Origin of the sequence: Paraburkholderia eburnea, assembly GCF_002917095.1 — a bacterium.
GTDB lineage: Bacteria > Pseudomonadota > Gammaproteobacteria > Burkholderiales > Burkholderiaceae > Paraburkholderia > Paraburkholderia eburnea.
Genome location: NZ_PQGA01000003.1, coordinates 87,962 through 102,644, shown reverse-complemented (window position 1 = coordinate 102,644; position 14,683 = coordinate 87,962). Strand labels below are relative to the sequence as shown.

The following is a 14,683-nucleotide window of genomic DNA, read 5'->3' as shown; positions in this document are numbered from 1 at the left end:
AAGATTCACCCGCCGCGTCGCAGCACGCCCAGCGCGTCGCCGCGTTCGCCGAGCAATTCGGCGCGCGAGCGCGTGAGCAGCCGCATGATCTGCTCGGGATCGGCGGGTTTGGTGATGTGCCAGTCGAAGCCCGCCGCGCCGGTTTTTCTGCGGTCCTCTTCCTGTCCCCAGCCGGTCAGCGCCACCACCACCATGTCGGCCGAGTCGGGCATGGCGCGCAGCGCGCGCGCCACGTCGTAGCCGCTCAAACCCGGCATGCCGAGGTCGAGCAGCACCGTCTGCGGGCGAAACACCCCCGCAAGCGCGAGCGCTTCCTCGCCGGCGTGCGCCACGCGCACGTCATGACCGGCGATCGAGAGCAACAGCGCGAGGCTTTCGGCGGCGTCGCGGTTGTCATCGACGACCAGCACGCGGCGCGCGTCAGGCGGCGCGATGATGGCCTTGTCGATTGACGTGCGCGCGCGATGCGTCGGTACGACGATCGGCAGGCTCACCCGGAACTCGCTGCCCAGATTCACGCCCGCCGAGCGCGCGTCGATCGTGCCGCCGTGCAGCCGCACGAGTCCCTTCGAAAGCGCCAGACCGATGCCAAGGCCCCCTTCCGCGCGCAGCGAACTCGCATCGATCTGCGAGAACATCGCGAACAGGCGCTCATGCGCGTCGGGCGGCAGGCCAATGCCGTCGTCCTTCACCGCGAGTTCGACGGTGTCGTCGGCGACGGCGATCCTCAGTTCGATATGGCCGCCCGGGTCGGTGTACTTGCCCGCGTTGTTGAGCAGGTTCGACACCACCTGGGCCAGACGCAGCGCATCGGCGTCGATCAGCACATCGGGCAGCGGCGCGTGTACGACGAGTGCGTGATGCTTGCGCTCCAGCAAGGGCCGCGACGCCTCCACGGCGGTCTGGATCACGCTCGCGAGGCTCACCACGTCGCGCCGCAGATCGAGCTTGCCGCAGGTGATGCGCGCGAGATCGAGCAGATCGTCGAGCAGTCCCGACATATGCGTGACCTGACGCCGGATCACGTCCGTGGCCCAGCCAAGCTGCGCGGGCGTGAGCGAGGCCGAAGCGAGGATCGCCGCCGCGCTGCGGATCGGCGCGAGCGGATTGCGCAGTTCGTGCGAAAGCGTGGCGAGAAACGCGTCCTTCTGATGGTCGGCCTCTTCGAGTTGCTGGCGCACGCGCACGTGCGCCGAGATATCGCGGAAATAGCAGACCAGGCCAAAACTGTCGTCGGGCAGCGGCGTGCGGTGCACTTCCCACTCGTAACATTCGCTCGTGTCGCGGTCGCGCCGCGCCTCGATGCGCTCGGGCGTGTGATACGGCTGGCCGGTTTCGAGCGTGCGGCGGAAGATATCGACGATTTCCTGCGCGTACGCGGCGTTCCAGACGCGGCGCATGACGACACCCACATCCTCGCCGATCAGTTGAGGCGCGTCGCCGAAAAACGGCCGCGCGGCCGGATTCACCTCGCGGATACGCAGATCGCGATCCACCAGATAGACGCCCAGCGGCGCCTCGTTCATGAGCGTTTCGAATTGCGCGGTGCGCAGGCGGATCGCCTCCTGGGCGTGCTTGCGCTCGGTGATCTCGGTCATCAGCACCGCCGCGCCTTCGGCGGCCGGATAGATGCGCGTGTCGAACCAGCGGTTCGTCACTGCGCAGAACGTCTCGAACTGGCGCACCTCGCGCGCCGCGAGCGCGTCGTTCAAAGCGGCGGCGAAGCCGTTCGCGGCGGTTTCGGGGCAGATATCGACCAAACGCTGGCCGAGCGCCTGCACCGCCGATACGCCCGCCACTTCGAGAAAACGCGGATTCACGAGCGTCAGGCGCGCTTCGTGATCGAGCAGGAAGAACTGGTCCTGAATGCTGGAAAGCGCCAGTTCGAGCAACTGTTCGTTGGCGCGGCGGATCTGCGTGCGTTCGAGCAGCGCGCCCACGCGCGCCGCCAGTTCGCGGGCTGAGAACGGCTTGACGAGATAGTCGTCGGCGCCCGCGTCGAGCCCTTCGATGCGCGCCTCCTCGCCCGCGCGCGCCGACAGCAGGATCACGGGAATGCCGCGCAAGGCCGGGTCGCACCGCACTTCGGCGACGAGGCCGAAGCCGTCCAGGCGCGGCATCATCACGTCGGAGACGATCAGATCGGGCCGGTTGCGGCGCGCGGCATCGAGCGCCTGCGCGCCATCGGCGGCAAGATCGACCTGATAGGCGCTGGCGAGCAGCGTGCCCAGGTAGGCGCGCATGTCGGCGTTGTCGTCGACGAGCAGCACGCGCGCACCGAAGGTCGTCGCAAAACGCCGGTCGCGCAGGCCGCCCGCGAGCGCGCTCGCGGCGGGTTCCATGCGCGGGCCGTCAGTTTCGCCGATCGCGGACTTCGCCAGTTCCGCGGGCATTGGCGGGATTTCCGGCGCCCCGCCCTGTTCGGTGCCCAGCCAGCCCGCGGCCTCGGCGGCGAACGCCGCGGCCACCGGCATCCCGCCGTTGCGCGACGTCGCTTCACGCAGACGCGCCACGTCCAGATGCGCACTGCCGAGCGGCAGACTGACCATGAAGCGCGAGCCCTGCCCCGGCGCGCTCCACGCCTCGATGGCGCCGCCATGCAGCTTGACCAGTTCGTGCACAAACGCGAGGCCGATGCCCGAGCCTTCCTGCGTGCGCCCGTGCGCACCCTCGACGCGGTGAAAGCGCTCGAAGAGATGCGGCATCTCGTGCTCCGGAATCCCGGCGCCGCTGTCCTCGACCGTGAGCAGCGCGTGCGCGCCATGCCGCGCGAGGCTCACGGCGATGCGCCCGGTCAGCGTGAACTTGAAGGCATTCGAGAGCAGATTGAGGACGATCTTTTCCCACATCTGCCGATCGACATAGACGGGTTCGTCCATGCGGCACTGCACGCGAAACGCGAGGCCGCCGCGCTCGATCGCCGGGCGGAAGGTGCTCGCCACCTCTTGCGTGAGGCGCGCGAGATCGGTCGGTTCATAGCAGACTTCGATGCGCCCAGCCTCGATGCGCGCGAAATCGAGCAGCGAGTTCACGAGCCGCAGCAGGCGATGACCGCTGCGCCGCGCGAGCCGCAACAGCGCAAGACGCTCTGGGTCCCGGTCGGCGGCGACGAGATCGTCAAGCGGCGACAACATCAGCATGAGCGGTGTGCGCAGTTCGTGGCTCACATTGGAGAAGAACGCGGTCTTGGCGCGGTCGAGCGCGGCGAGTTGTTCGAGGCGCAGGCGTTCGGTCTGAGCCGCGCGCGCGCCTTCGATGATGCCGCCCGCCTGCGCCGCGACGAGGTCGATGAAGCGGCGATAGTCGTCGTCGAAGACCAGACGCGGGCTCAGGCCCACGACGAGAAAGCCGGTGCAGCCGCCCGGCAGGCTGTTTGTGCCAGGCGTGCCCGATGTAACCGATGTGCCCGCCCCGGAACGCATCAATGGCACGACCGTCGCCCGCGTCACGGGATCGGGCCAGATCGACGGCGCGGGCAGCAGGCCGTCCAGACTATAGGCGTCGAGCGGCGCCCCCGTGCGCACCGCCTCCGCGAACGCCGCAGCCAGCGAGTCGGCGTGCGAGGCGTGCAGCGGGATATCCGCGGCGAGGCGCGCGATGTCGGGATGATTGGACGCGGCCTTGTGCGCGCAGGCGCCGTCCGCACCCAGCAGATAGAGCGCGACGAACGGCAGATCATGGCGGTTGCCGTCGAGCGCGGCGACGATTTCGTCACAGGCGCCGGCCACGGACTGCGCAGTGCGCGCCGAGCCGGAAAGCCGCGCGACGCTCGCGAGCCGCCGCTCGGAGAGCATGCGCCGCGTGTCCTCGGTCACCACGCACAGCATGCCCTCCACCGCCCCGCTGTCGCCGTGCACCGGGCCGTAGGAGAAGGTGTGATACGTCTCTTCCTTGAAGCCGTTGCGTTCGAGAAATAGCAGGAGATTTTCGTCCCACGTCGCCTCGCCCGTGGCGAGCACATGGTCGATGCGCGGGCCTGCCTCGGTCCAGACTTCGGTCCACACGTCGCGCGCAGGCAAGCCGATGAACTGCTGCTTGGCGCCGAGCGTCGGGCGGTAGGCGTCGTTGCACAGGAAGGTCAACTCGGGGCCCCAGGCGAGCCACATCGCATAGCGCGAGGCGAGCATCAGGCGCACGACGCTCTTCAGGCCGTGTGGCCAGCTGTCGTAGGCGCCAAGCGGCGTGGTGGACCAGTCGAACGCGTTGACGAGTTCGGCCATGCCGGGCGCGCCGCTCGCTTCGCGGGGCTGTTGGGCATCATGGGCGCGCTGCTGCACGCTCTGCCCGACCGCCGCAATAGCCTCGTCCACAACCGTGCGAATGACGTGCTGCCGCGCCGCGCTCCCGTCGTTGCGCTCCCCTTCACCTGTCATGTGGTCTCCCGCGTGGCCTGGAATGGCATGCCGCAATCGCGAGCGTTGCGGCAGGGCTACTGCGCAATTTTTGCGCCCGACGCTTTGGGGCGGTGATTTCGACGCCTATTCAGCAGATGAATCGCCCTCGCAGCGAGCCTGGGCTCGGGAACGCCAGGAAACGCGCGAGCCGCTACAATCGCGCACTTGCCTGCGGCATATGCGCGCACGACCGCGCCGTGGCAGATCCATCGACATCACGAGACACCCCCATTCCCCATCCGTCATGGCCCGCATCGAGCTCCACTTCCCCGAAGACCAGTATTACTACTCGACCCACCTCACGGTGCGCGTCACCGATATCAACTCGGCGAACCACCTCGCGAACGATTCGATGATCTCGATGATTTCGGAGGCGCGTGCGCGCTTTCTGTTCGATGCCGGCATCGAGGAAATGAAGGGCGAGCACACCAGCATCATCGTGACGGATCTGGCGACCACCTACCGCGCGGAAGCCTACGCGCGCGACCAGTTGTGCTTCGAAGTCGGCATCATGGATTTCAACAAGTACGGCGGCGACATCATCTTCCGCATCACGCGGCCGACGGACGGCGCGCTTATCGCGATGGCGAAGTCGGGTTTCGTGTTTTTCGACTACGAGGCGAAGAAGGTCGTGCCGATGCCGCACGCCTTCCGCGCGAAATTTCCGGGCGTCAACACGGTAGCTTGATTGATGCGCAGCGCTTGCTTCGGCCGCTTCAGCGCGGCTGGAAAGCAATCAGCGCCATGCCGGCGAGCGTGAACGCGATGCCGGCCCAATCCCAGGGACTCGGGCGAATCGCCTCGACGCCCCACAGCCACAGAATCGCCACAAAGACGTAGACGCCGCCGTAGGCGGCATACGTGCGCCCGGCCGCGCTCGGGTGCAGCGTCAGCAGCCACGCGAACAGCGCGAGCGACGCGGCGGCCGGCACCAGCCACCAGGCGCTCGCGCCCTCGCGCAGCCAGCGATACGGCAGATAGCAGCCGACGATCTCGGCGAGCGCGGTGACGACGAAAAGCAGGAACGTCTTCATGAGTGAGCGGGAATCGGCGGGCGCTCATGGTAACGCAGGCGGCGCTTCAGGGTCGCCGATCAACGAAAAACGGGCGGCACGCGCCGCCCGTTCATCGAATCCCCGCATCTACCGCAAGGTCACGGGCGCTCGCCGCGCGCGAGACGCGTTTCGATTTCGGTGACCACGGGCAGCAGATCGGCCACGCTGTCGATCACGTAATGCGCACCCGCGGCGCGCAGGCGCTCGATGGCGGCGGCCCGGCGCTGCGCGAACTCGTCCGGCGCGAGCGCATGGACTTCGTCCTCGGTCATGCCGAAGGCGTTGCCGCTCACCGCCACGCCTACGGCCCATGTGCCGCCGTTCAGGCCTTCCTCGATGCCGACTTCGGTGTCATCCACCTTGATCGCGTCGCGTGCGCGCCATACGCCCAGTTGCGGCAGCGTGCGATAGATCATGTACGGCGACGGACGGCCCTCGGGCGTGTCGCCGGTGCAAACGATGCTGTCCGCCTCGAAACCTTGCGCCGCCGCACCCGGCACGATCTGGTCGATGATCTCGCGCGTGTAGCCCGTGGTGGAGCCGATGCGCACGCCGTCGGCGCGCAGTTGCTTCGTCACGGCCGCGACGCCCGGAATCACATCGCTGTACTGGGCCGCCACGGCGACGTTCTTCGGCACGAAGACGTCATAGACGGCGTCGATATCGGCGTCACCGGGCAGGTGGCCGTGGCGCGCTTCCCACGCCTGCGCCACGCGCGGCAGCGCCATCAGCGCCGCGATGTGCGGACGCTTGGCCATGCCCATCGGGCCGCGCGCTTCGTCGATCGTGATCGGCACGCCGAATTCCTCGAAGGTTTCGACGAATGCGCCCATGGGCGCGCGCGAACCGTAGTCCACCACGGTGCCGGCCCAGTCGAAAATCACTGCCTTGACGTGTTTCATTTGCGTTTTCCTTCGAATTGCGCTGCGTTATACGTGTCGATTGACGTGTCGATTGGGATTTCAGGCCGCGAGCGCCTCGCGGGCGTCCAGCGAGGCGTGCTCGGGCGCCCCATCGGGCACGCCCATCGTGCGCAGGGCCGTGCCGCAGGCTTGCACCACGCGGCGCATCACCGACTCGTCGAGCGCGCCGATGCAGCCGATCCGGAAGCTTTCGACGCGGGTGAGCTTGCCGGGGTAAATGATGAAACCCTGCTCTTTCATCAGTTCGTAAAAGCGCGCAAAGCTGAAGTTCGCATGTGCAGGCGAAAAGAACGTGACAATGATCGGCGAGCGCCAGGCATCGGTCAGCAGCGGCTCGAAGCCGAGCGCCTGCATGCCCGCGACCATGACGTCGCGATTGCGCGTGTAGCGCGCCAGACGCCCCGGCTGGCCGCCTTGTTCGGCGTAGAGCCGCAGCGCTTCGAGAAACGCCGCCACGGCGTGCGTGGGCGGCGTGAAGCGCCACTGGCCCGTGCGGTTCATCACATCCCACTGGTCATGCAGATCGAGCGCCAGCGAGTGGCTGTTGCCTTTCGCGGCTTCGAGCGCGCTCTTCTTCGCGATCACGAAGCCAAAGCCCGGCACACCCTCGATGCACTTGTTCGCCGACGAGACGAACGCCTCGCACGGCAGCGCGCGCACGTCGAGCGGCACGGCGCCGAAGGCGCTCATCGAATCGATCAGCAGGCGCCGGCCATGGCGCGCCACGACCTCGGCGATTTCGCCGATCGGGTTGAGGATGCCGGAGCTGGTTTCGCAGTGCACGACCACGACATGCGTGATGTCGGCGTGGGCGGCCAGCAGCCGTTCGACGTCGGCCGCACGCGGCGGCAGGTAGTCGCCCGTGTCGTGCACCGTATGACGGCGCTCCAGGTAGCGCAGCGTCGTGGCGATGCGCTTGCCATACGCGCCGTTGGCCAGCACCAGCACGTGGCCGTCGCGCGGCACGAAGCTGCCGAGCATCGCCTCGACGCAGTAGCTGCCGCTGCCCTGCAGCGGGACGCAGTCGTAGCCCAGGTCGGTGCCGCCCGCGATTTCCAGCAGGGCTGCACGCAGGCGCGCCGTCATCGCGCGGAAATCGGCGTCCCACGATCCCCAGTCGCGCTGCATGGCGGCTTTCGTCGAAGCGGCGGTGGTCAGCGGGCCAGGGGTCAACAGGTACGGATCGGCGGGGGTGGTCATGCGGCTGCTCCAGTCGGTGTTCAGCGTAATGGCTTGATACCGCTAAGGTACTGGAACAGCGGGCATCGGTAAAATCGATATAATCGATGTACGTATCAGCCAAACTTATAGGTAAGAGCCGTCATGCAATACGCCCAGTTGCGCGCCTTTCACGCCGTCGCCGAGCACGGCGGCTTTTCGCGCGCCGCGCAGGCGCTCTCCCTCACCCAGCCTGCGGTGTCCGATCACGTGCGGCGGCTGGAGAGCGATTTCGGCGTCAAATTGTTCGAGCGCGCGCCGCGCGGCGTCGAGTTGACGGAACTGGGCCGCAGGCTCTATGCGGTGACGCGTCAGATGGTGGGCTGCGAGCGCGATGCGCGACGACTGCTCGAATCGGCGGGTGCGCTGGAGTCGGGCGAACTGGCGCTGGTCGCCGACGCGCCCGATCTGGCGATCAAGCTGGTCGGCGCGTTCCGGCGCCGTTATCCGGGGGTGGTGGTGAAGCTCAGCATCGCGAACGCGACCGAATGCATGCGGCGCGTGCTGTCGAGCGAGGTGGATGCGGCGATCACGGCGGCCCATCAGGTGCATAGCCGCCTGCAGACGCGCGTGCTGCGCGAGGAGCCGCTCGTGGCGGTGGTGCCCGCCGACAGTTCGGCGGCCAAAAAGCGCCGCATGACCTACGAGGAACTGGTGCGCGAGCCGATGATCTTCCGCGAGGCGCATTCGGTCACGCAGCAGTTGCTCGAAGCCGAACTGGTGCGCAAGGGGCTGCAGGTGCAGCCCGTGCTCTACGTGGATGGCCGCGAGGCGCTGCAGACCGCCATCGCGCAAGGCGTGGGCGCGGGCGTGATCGCGGGCGCGGAATTCGGCGAGTCGCGCCGCATTCGCGCCATTGCGCTGGTGGACTGCCAGGTGCGCATGGTCGAGTCGCTCACGCGTCTGGCCGATTCTTCATCGTCCAATCTGCTGGACGCGCTGTTTGCCACCCCGCTCGACTGAGCGCGGCGCTCCTCGATAAGCTCAGGACACGACGATGTCCGCGCCGACCTCGTGCAGCAGGTCGCGCAAGGTTTCCGCCTGATCCATGCGGGCGCCGCGCCGCAAACGGATGCGCAGCGCGTGCCCCGCAATGCCGTCGATGGGCCGCGCGAGGCGCAGCTCCAGTGCGAGACCGAGACCTTCGGGCGCATCGGCTTCGGCGGGTTCGACGACACGTGGAGAAAAACAGGCGGTGTCTGGCATGGCATGGACCTCGTCGGTGAAAAGCACGGGTTTCATGCTAACCACGCGCGCGAGCGGCGCCAAACGAGAAATCCGCGTATGCAAATAAGCGCGCGGCGGGAGATGTTTGCGGTCTGCGCGCTAATGGATTCAACGGGATTCAACGGGATTCAACGCCTGCCGGGACTGAACGACATTCATTCGCGGCTACGGATTTAACCGGGATTTTGCGCCGTGCCCGCGCCGCGCGTGGCACACTGGAGACCTCTTTTTTCGCTCCAGAGTTTGCCTCCATTCGCCGAAACGCCGCTTCGGGTCGAGAGAAACCGTCATGGAACGCCTATTTAGCGATCGCCGCGAGGCCGGTCGCCTGCTCGCCGCGCCGCTCGTCGCGCCCTATGGCGGGCGTCGCGATGTCATCGTGCTGGCGTTGCCGCGCGGCGGCGTGCCGGTGGCGTTCGACGTGGCGCTGGCGCTCGGCGCCCCGCTCGACGTGCTGCCCGTGTGCAAGCTGGGCGTGCCCTGGCAACCCGAGCTGGCGATGGGCGCCCTGTCCTCGAACGGCGCGCAGTACGTGGACGAAGCACTGATCCGCGAAGCCGGCGTGAGCGAGCCGCAACTGCAAAGCGCACTCGCGCTCGCGCGCATCGAACTCGGCCGGCGCGAGGCGCGTTATCGCGGCGAGCGCGGGCCGCTGCCGGTTGCGGGGCGCGTCGCGCTATTGATCGACGACGGCATGGCCACGGGCGCGTCGCTCAAGGCGGCGGCGCTGGCGCTGGCGTCGCTCGGGCCCGCGCGCATCGTCGCGGCGCTGCCCGTCGCGCCAGCGGACGCGCGCGAGCGCCTGGCCGGTGTCATCGACGATCTGGTCTGCGTGACGATGCCCGTTTCGTTCATGAGCGTCGGCCAGTTCTATGCCGATTTCGATCAGGTCGATGACGAGACCGTGCGCGATCTGCTCGATCGCGCGGCGAAACACGGCGCGCGCGACGATGCGGCTTCGTCAGGCGAACGGCAATAGCCGGCGAGCATTTCGCACGACCGTTGCGCGCGCACGGAAATCAACGTACCGGATTGGCCGCGTGTTCGCCCACGACGGTCTGCCATGGCCGCACGCGCCACGCTTTCACGAGGCCCGCCTGGACATAGGGATCGCCGTGCGCGAAGGCTTCGGCGGCGGCCGGGCTGTCGCCCTGAAATAGCAGCAACGCATGGTCGAGCGGCTCCGCGATCGCACCCGCGAGCAGCAGTTCGCCCCGTTGCGCCGCCGCCCACGCGAGCGCGAGGTGCGCGCTGCGATGCTCGGCGCGGCGTTCGAGGTAATCGTCGGCGAGGTCGTACATCAAGAGGTAATGCATGGTCTGTCTCCTGGCGCTCCCAGCGGGATTAAAGCGGGTTAAAGGACATTGTGCCGCAGCGTGCGTCAACCAAAGGCGTCGCCGGTCCGTTTTCAGAGTGGCTTTGCCATAATGGTTGCGGCGATGGGCGAGGATGGACCGAATGGCGGCCTGCGCACACGACTACCTACAACGTCGAATATCCCATGGGAGTGAACGATGAAGATCCAATCCGTCATTGCTGCAATCGTGCTGGGCGGTGTGTTCGCCGCACCGGCTTTCGCGCAAACCGCGGCACCGGCGGCTCCCGCAGCCGGCACGAATAGCCAGCAGTCGAAAATGAAGACCTGCAATACGCAGGCCGCCGACAAGAAAGGCGACGACCGCAAGGCGTTCATGAAGCAATGTCTGTCGGCTGCCGGCGCACCCGCTCCCAAGATGACGCAGCAGGACCGCATGAAGGCCTGCAACGCGCAAGCCGCCGACAAGAAAGGCGACGACCGCAAAGCGTTCATGAAGACGTGCCTCTCGACCAAGAGCTGATTGCATATCCTCCGGATCCGCCAGGCATTCCTGATCAATCTGGCCGATCCCCCGCTTGAAGACTGTGTCGATACGCGACGCGCCCCGGCTTAGGCTGCGGCGCGTCGTTTTTTTCAGGCGCCGCACGGCCCCCGTCTGGTCCACGACGATGCGCCGTTTTTCTCCTATGATGGCTCCAGCGGCCCCTGCCCTTACACCAACGTCATCGCCATCGGGCCGCCACGGACAGGCTGATCCTGGTTGATGCCATCGGCATCGAACGGAGGCGCAGATGGCATGGAGACACAAGAATCGCTGGTTTCGCCGCTGGATGCTGGTGATGGTCTTCTGGCTGGTGCCGGTGATGATCGTCGTGGTACGCGAGACCCAGGACGAGATGGCCTATAACCGCGCGGATCTTCAGCGTGCGCTCACCTCGTGGACCTTCACCGACGCCGAGCGCACCGCCGGCGCGCCCCAGCATTGCCGGGGCAATGCGGAACAGGCACGCGCGGCGGGCTGCCCGGCCGCCGTGCTGGCCGAAAACGCCGCTGCCCAGCAGGACGCCCGCGACGAATACGCGCTGCGCCGCGCGACGCTCGTGCGCTATCTCTGGCATGCCTTCGTCGGTTATTGGGTGGTCCCGGCCGTGGGGCTGCTGGCGATCGGCATGCTCATTGGCGCGCTGCGGCGGGCGCTGCGCCGCCCGCCTGCCGCCAAGGCCGTTCCGGAACCTTGACGCCGCCCTCGCGGGTCGCTCGCCAGACTGTCAGGCCCCGCGACAACGCGTCGCCCGTGCGCGAATTCCGTGCCCGCGCCGAAAGCTGATTTTAATCCCTGTGCTATAACGACGAGGCTGATCCGTGATCGGCAACGCCGTAGCGGTTTGGCTTTCCGGAAACCAGAACGGAGAACAACATGCAAGGACGTCGCTTCATCCTGAAGACTTCTGTTGCCATCGCGCTGGCCAGCGCGGCTCTCGCAGGCTGCTCCACCACCGGCAATTCGCCGCCTACTGCACAAAGCAACGACGCACGCCGTCAGTCGATCGACGCCAGCGTCGACGGCACGTTGTCGCGTCTCTTCCAGACCGTGCCGGGTGCGCGCGAACTCGTCGGCAAGGCGCGCGGCGTGCTGGTCTTCCCGCAGGTGATCCAGGCGGGCATCGGCATCGGCGGCGAGCATGGCGACGGCGCCTTGCGCGAGGGCGGCAATACGGTCGGCTACTACAGCACGACGGGCGCGTCGGTGGGCGCGACGCTCGGCATGCAGTCGAAGGCGGTGGTCTATCTCTTCATGACGCAGGACGCGCTGGAGCGGCTGCACACCTCGGAAGGCTGGTCGGTGGGCGGCGACGCATCGGTTGCGCTCGTCAAGGTCGGCGCCAACGGCTCGATCGACACCACCACGGCCGTCAAGCCCGTCGAAGTCTTCGTGCTCACCAACAGCGGCCTGATCGGCGATCTCTCGCTCGGCACCACCAAGATCACGCGGCTGAAGCTTTAACGCGCTCTGACGCACGACCCCGCTACGTCCGCCTCGCTCACGTCGCGGACGTATCGATCACCTTGAAGCGCGAGCGCCTGTTCGCGCGAATCACCGCCTGATACGCCTCCACGTACTGCTGCGCCATGCGATGCGACGTGAAGCGCTCCTCGAAGCGGTGGCGCACGCCCGCACGCGGCAAACGCGCAAGGCGATTCACGGCGGCCACCGCACCGATTTCATCTTCGACGATGAAACCCGACACGCCGTCATCCACCACTTCGGGCACCGCGCCGCGATTGAAGGCGATCACCGGCGTGCCGCAGGCCATCGCCTCGATCATCACGAGGCCGAACGGCTCGGGCCAGTCGATCGGAAACAGCAGCGCGTGCGCGCCCGAAAGGAATTCCGCCTTCTGACCGTCGTTGATCTCGCCGACGAACTCCACGTTCGGCAGCGCGAACAGCGGTTTGATCTGGCGTTCGAAATACTCGCGGTCGGCCTCGTCCACCTTCGCGGCGATGCGGATCGGCAGGCCGCAGCGCTGGGCGATGCGGATCGCGGTATCGACGCGCTTTTCCGGTGAAATGCGGCCCAGGAAGGCCAGATAGCGCGGCTCCACGGGTTGCGGCGTGTAGAGGTGCTCGGGCAGGCCGTGATAGACGGTGCGCAGCCACCTGGCCTGCGGCAAGGGCTGGCGCTGCGAATTGGAGATCGAAATGACGGGCGCGGTGTTGAACGTGTCGAACACCGGCTGCTGCTCGGGTAAATCGAGCCGGCCATGCAGCGTCGTGACGAACGGCGTTTCCTGGCGCTTGAACACCGAAAACGAGTAGTAATCCATATGGAAGTGCAGCACATCGAACTGGTCGGCCTGACGGCGCACCAGTTCCATCAGCAGCATGTGCGGCGCAACCCGGTCGCGGATCGCCGGATCGAGCCGCAGCGCGCGCGGCCAGACCGGTTCGAGCTTCGCGCTCGTGACGGAATCGCCGCTCGCGAACAGCGTGACGTCGTGGCCCAGCTCGACCAGCGCCTCGGTGATGTACGACACGGCGCGTTCCGTGCCGCCATAGAGCTTGGGTGGAACCGATTCGGTCAGCGGAGCGATCTGCGCAATTCTCATCGGAGTGTCTCCAGTGTTCGGCCAGTCGTGTCCGGTCGTTCAGATCAAGCATATTGCGGGCCTGACCATTCCGGGCCGTCGGCAAAGAATCATTATTGGGGAATCGCTGGCGACGCGCCCCGAGTCTTTCAATTTCTCATATCGGCTTACATGCGGAAACATCGGGAAACATCGTCAGCGCATGGAATCGGCGCAAATTTCGGCGGATTGAGCCGAGTTCAGCGCGCTGGCCATTTCCAGGCCGGAATGTCGAGCGTATCGGGATCGGCGAAGGCCGTCGCGCCCAGCCGCCGCTCCAGCACGATCGACTGGCTGCCCGCCTCGCGTTCGAGCGCCGCCACGAGCCGCGGCGCATGAGAGACCACCAGCACCTGCGACTGCTTTGACGCCCGCGCGATCAGGCGCGCGAGCGACGGCAGCAGATCGGGGTGCAGACTGGTTTCCGGTTCGTCGAGCACCAGCAGCGCGGGCGGACGCGGGCTGAGCAGCGCCGCCGCGAGCAGCAGATAGCGCAAGGTGCCGTCCGACAGCTCCGCGCCGCGCAGCGGCCGCAGCAGCCCTTCCTGGCGCAGCCCCACTTCGAACCGCCCTTCGTGATTGACGATTTCGACGCGCGCGCCCGCGAACGCATCGCCGATCGCCGCATCGAGCGCCGCGCCATCGCCGATCTCGCGAATCGTCTGCAAGGCCGCCGCGAGATTCGCGCCGTCATCGGCGAGCACCGGCGAATGCGTGCCGATCTGCACCTGGCGCGCGCTCGCGTACTCATCGGTGCGGAAATGGTCGTAGAAGCGCCACGAGCGGATCTGCTCGCGCACCGCGATCATCTCGGGCGCGCTGCGCGGGTCGGCGTACTCCGTCATCATGCTGTCGAAGCTCGCCACGGGCTGCGCGAGCGTGGACCATTCGGCGCTGCCCCCGGATTCGCCGCGGATGCGGATCATCGGCCCCTGGCGATCCACGAGCAGCGCCGACGGACGCAGTACCGGCCCGCTCCAGATGCACTCGCGCTTGATGACGGGGTCGAGCGAAAACTGCGAGGTCGACGCGGGCGGCGGCAAGCCCAGATCGATGGCATAGCCGAAGCTCTCGCCCGCGAAACCGAGCTTGAGACTCACCGCGTCCTTGCGCACCGTGCCCTGGACCGCATAGTCGCCCGCCGCGACGGCGCGCGAGAAGCGTTCCGGACCGGCCCAGAGGGTCGATTGCAGCCCGCCTTCGCGGGCGAGCGACGGGATCACGCCGCCGCGCGCGGTCAACGCAAGCAGACGCAGCGCGCGATAGAGATTGGACTTGCCGCTGCCGTTGGGGCCGGTGATGACGTTGAGCGGCCCGAGCGGCACGATGAGCTCGCGCAGCGAGCGGTAGTTAGCGATGGCGAGCGTGGTGAGCATGAGGCGTTGATGAAGCGTCGCTGAGGCCTGGACAAGCCAGGGCG

14 protein-coding genes are annotated in these 14,683 nt (G+C 67.2%); 6 read left to right on the top strand and 8 right to left on the bottom strand.

Going from position 1 to position 14,683, the window contains the following annotated elements; genetic code table 11:
- Positions 1-5: 5 nt before the first annotated feature.
- On the bottom strand, positions 6-4,373 hold the full coding sequence (locus B0G62_RS08510; protein WP_103703757.1) for an ATP-binding protein: 4,368 nt from the start codon (positions 4,371-4,373) through the stop codon (positions 6-8).
- A 265-nt stretch (positions 4,374-4,638) separates the two neighbouring features.
- Here B0G62_RS08510 and B0G62_RS08505 point away from each other — a divergent pair, with 265 nt between their 5' ends.
- Entirely contained in the window at positions 4,639-5,082 is a 444-nt protein-coding gene (locus B0G62_RS08505; protein ID WP_103703756.1) for a thioesterase family protein, read from the top strand.
- Between the two features lie 28 nt (positions 5,083-5,110).
- Here the strand turns inward: B0G62_RS08505 and B0G62_RS08500 are convergent, their stop codons facing one another.
- From B0G62_RS08500 to B0G62_RS08490, 3 genes are all read right to left on the bottom strand, one after another.
- Entirely contained in the window at positions 5,111-5,428 is a 318-nt protein-coding gene (locus B0G62_RS08500) for a YnfA family protein (protein WP_103703755.1), read from the bottom strand.
- Positions 5,429-5,547: 119 nt separating this feature from the next.
- Positions 5,548-6,351, bottom strand: coding sequence for a phosphonoacetaldehyde hydrolase (phnX, locus tag B0G62_RS08495; RefSeq protein ID WP_103703754.1), 804 nt, complete (start codon positions 6,349-6,351; stop codon positions 5,548-5,550).
- Positions 6,352-6,411: 60 nt separating this feature from the next.
- The gene (locus B0G62_RS08490; RefSeq protein ID WP_103703753.1) at positions 6,412-7,572 is read right to left on the bottom strand and encodes a 2-aminoethylphosphonate--pyruvate transaminase; all 1,161 of its coding nucleotides are present in this window, start codon (positions 7,570-7,572) and stop codon (positions 6,412-6,414) included.
- Positions 7,573-7,695: 123 nt separating this feature from the next.
- Between B0G62_RS08490 and B0G62_RS08485 the strand changes: the two genes are divergently transcribed.
- Positions 7,696-8,553, top strand: a complete 858-nt coding sequence (locus tag B0G62_RS08485; RefSeq protein WP_103703752.1) for a LysR substrate-binding domain-containing protein — start codon at positions 7,696-7,698, stop codon at positions 8,551-8,553.
- 21 nt (positions 8,554-8,574) lie between these two features.
- Here B0G62_RS08485 and B0G62_RS08480 read toward each other — a convergent pair whose 3' ends face one another.
- Positions 8,575-8,796 carry a hypothetical protein gene (locus B0G62_RS08480; RefSeq protein WP_103704097.1) on the bottom strand — a complete coding sequence of 74 codons (222 nt, stop codon included), beginning with the start codon at positions 8,794-8,796 and terminating at the stop codon, positions 8,575-8,577.
- 310 nt (positions 8,797-9,106) lie between these two features.
- Here B0G62_RS08480 and B0G62_RS08475 point away from each other — a divergent pair, with 310 nt between their 5' ends.
- Positions 9,107-9,796: a phosphoribosyltransferase gene (locus tag B0G62_RS08475; RefSeq protein ID WP_103703751.1), complete on the top strand. Its 690-nt coding sequence runs from the start codon at positions 9,107-9,109 to the stop codon at positions 9,794-9,796.
- A gap of 40 nt (positions 9,797-9,836) precedes the next feature.
- On the opposite strand, the gene B0G62_RS08470 is transcribed toward B0G62_RS08475, so the two are convergent.
- A complete protein-coding gene (locus B0G62_RS08470) occupies positions 9,837-10,133 on the bottom strand; it encodes a YciI-like protein (protein ID WP_103703750.1) in 297 nt (98 codons plus the stop codon).
- A 198-nt stretch (positions 10,134-10,331) separates the two neighbouring features.
- Between B0G62_RS08470 and B0G62_RS08465 the strand changes: the two genes are divergently transcribed.
- The 3 genes from B0G62_RS08465 (at position 10,332) to B0G62_RS08455 (ending at position 12,140) form a co-directional block, all read left to right on the top strand.
- A complete protein-coding gene (locus B0G62_RS08465; protein WP_103703749.1) occupies positions 10,332-10,655 on the top strand; it encodes a PsiF family protein in 324 nt (107 codons plus the stop codon).
- A 271-nt stretch (positions 10,656-10,926) separates the two neighbouring features.
- Complete coding sequence (locus B0G62_RS08460; protein ID WP_103703748.1) at positions 10,927-11,373, top strand: hypothetical protein; 447 nt, start codon at positions 10,927-10,929, stop codon at positions 11,371-11,373.
- Between the two features lie 179 nt (positions 11,374-11,552).
- Positions 11,553-12,140, top strand: a complete 588-nt coding sequence (locus tag B0G62_RS08455; protein WP_103703747.1) for a BPSL1445 family SYLF domain-containing lipoprotein — start codon at positions 11,553-11,555, stop codon at positions 12,138-12,140.
- A gap of 37 nt (positions 12,141-12,177) precedes the next feature.
- On the opposite strand, the gene B0G62_RS08450 is transcribed toward B0G62_RS08455, so the two are convergent.
- Together B0G62_RS08450 and B0G62_RS08445 are read right to left on the bottom strand one after the other, a co-directional pair.
- Complete coding sequence (locus B0G62_RS08450) at positions 12,178-13,245, bottom strand: glycosyltransferase family 4 protein (protein ID WP_103703746.1); 1,068 nt, start codon at positions 13,243-13,245, stop codon at positions 12,178-12,180.
- A 218-nt stretch (positions 13,246-13,463) separates the two neighbouring features.
- Positions 13,464-14,639 carry an AAA family ATPase gene (locus tag B0G62_RS08445; RefSeq protein ID WP_103703745.1) on the bottom strand — a complete coding sequence of 392 codons (1,176 nt, stop codon included), beginning with the start codon at positions 14,637-14,639 and terminating at the stop codon, positions 13,464-13,466.
- Between the last annotated feature and the right edge of the window lie 44 nt (positions 14,640-14,683).

What these genes read in the sequence shown, in the direction of transcription:
- B0G62_RS08510 (WP_103703757.1), bottom strand. Translation starts at nt 4,373, where the DNA reads ATGACAGGTGAAGGGGAGCGCAACGACGGGAGCGCGGCGCGGCAGCAC.
- B0G62_RS08505 (WP_103703756.1), top strand. Translation starts at nt 4,639, where the DNA reads ATGGCCCGCATCGAGCTCCACTTCCCCGAAGACCAGTATTACTACTCG.
- B0G62_RS08500 (WP_103703755.1), bottom strand. Translation starts at nt 5,428, where the DNA reads ATGAAGACGTTCCTGCTTTTCGTCGTCACCGCGCTCGCCGAGATCGTC.
- phnX (WP_103703754.1), bottom strand. Translation starts at nt 6,351, where the DNA reads ATGAAACACGTCAAGGCAGTGATTTTCGACTGGGCCGGCACCGTGGTG.
- B0G62_RS08490 (WP_103703753.1), bottom strand. Translation starts at nt 7,572, where the DNA reads ATGACCACCCCCGCCGATCCGTACCTGTTGACCCCTGGCCCGCTGACC.
- B0G62_RS08485 (WP_103703752.1), top strand. Translation starts at nt 7,696, where the DNA reads ATGCAATACGCCCAGTTGCGCGCCTTTCACGCCGTCGCCGAGCACGGC.
- B0G62_RS08480 (WP_103704097.1), bottom strand. Translation starts at nt 8,796, where the DNA reads ATGCCAGACACCGCCTGTTTTTCTCCACGTGTCGTCGAACCCGCCGAA.
- B0G62_RS08475 (WP_103703751.1), top strand. Translation starts at nt 9,107, where the DNA reads ATGGAACGCCTATTTAGCGATCGCCGCGAGGCCGGTCGCCTGCTCGCC.
- B0G62_RS08470 (WP_103703750.1), bottom strand. Translation starts at nt 10,133, where the DNA reads ATGCATTACCTCTTGATGTACGACCTCGCCGACGATTACCTCGAACGC.
- B0G62_RS08465 (WP_103703749.1), top strand. Translation starts at nt 10,332, where the DNA reads ATGAAGATCCAATCCGTCATTGCTGCAATCGTGCTGGGCGGTGTGTTC.
- B0G62_RS08460 (WP_103703748.1), top strand. Translation starts at nt 10,927, where the DNA reads ATGGCATGGAGACACAAGAATCGCTGGTTTCGCCGCTGGATGCTGGTG.
- B0G62_RS08455 (WP_103703747.1), top strand. Translation starts at nt 11,553, where the DNA reads ATGCAAGGACGTCGCTTCATCCTGAAGACTTCTGTTGCCATCGCGCTG.
- B0G62_RS08450 (WP_103703746.1), bottom strand. Translation starts at nt 13,245, where the DNA reads ATGAGAATTGCGCAGATCGCTCCGCTGACCGAATCGGTTCCACCCAAG.
- B0G62_RS08445 (WP_103703745.1), bottom strand. Translation starts at nt 14,639, where the DNA reads ATGCTCACCACGCTCGCCATCGCTAACTACCGCTCGCTGCGCGAGCTC.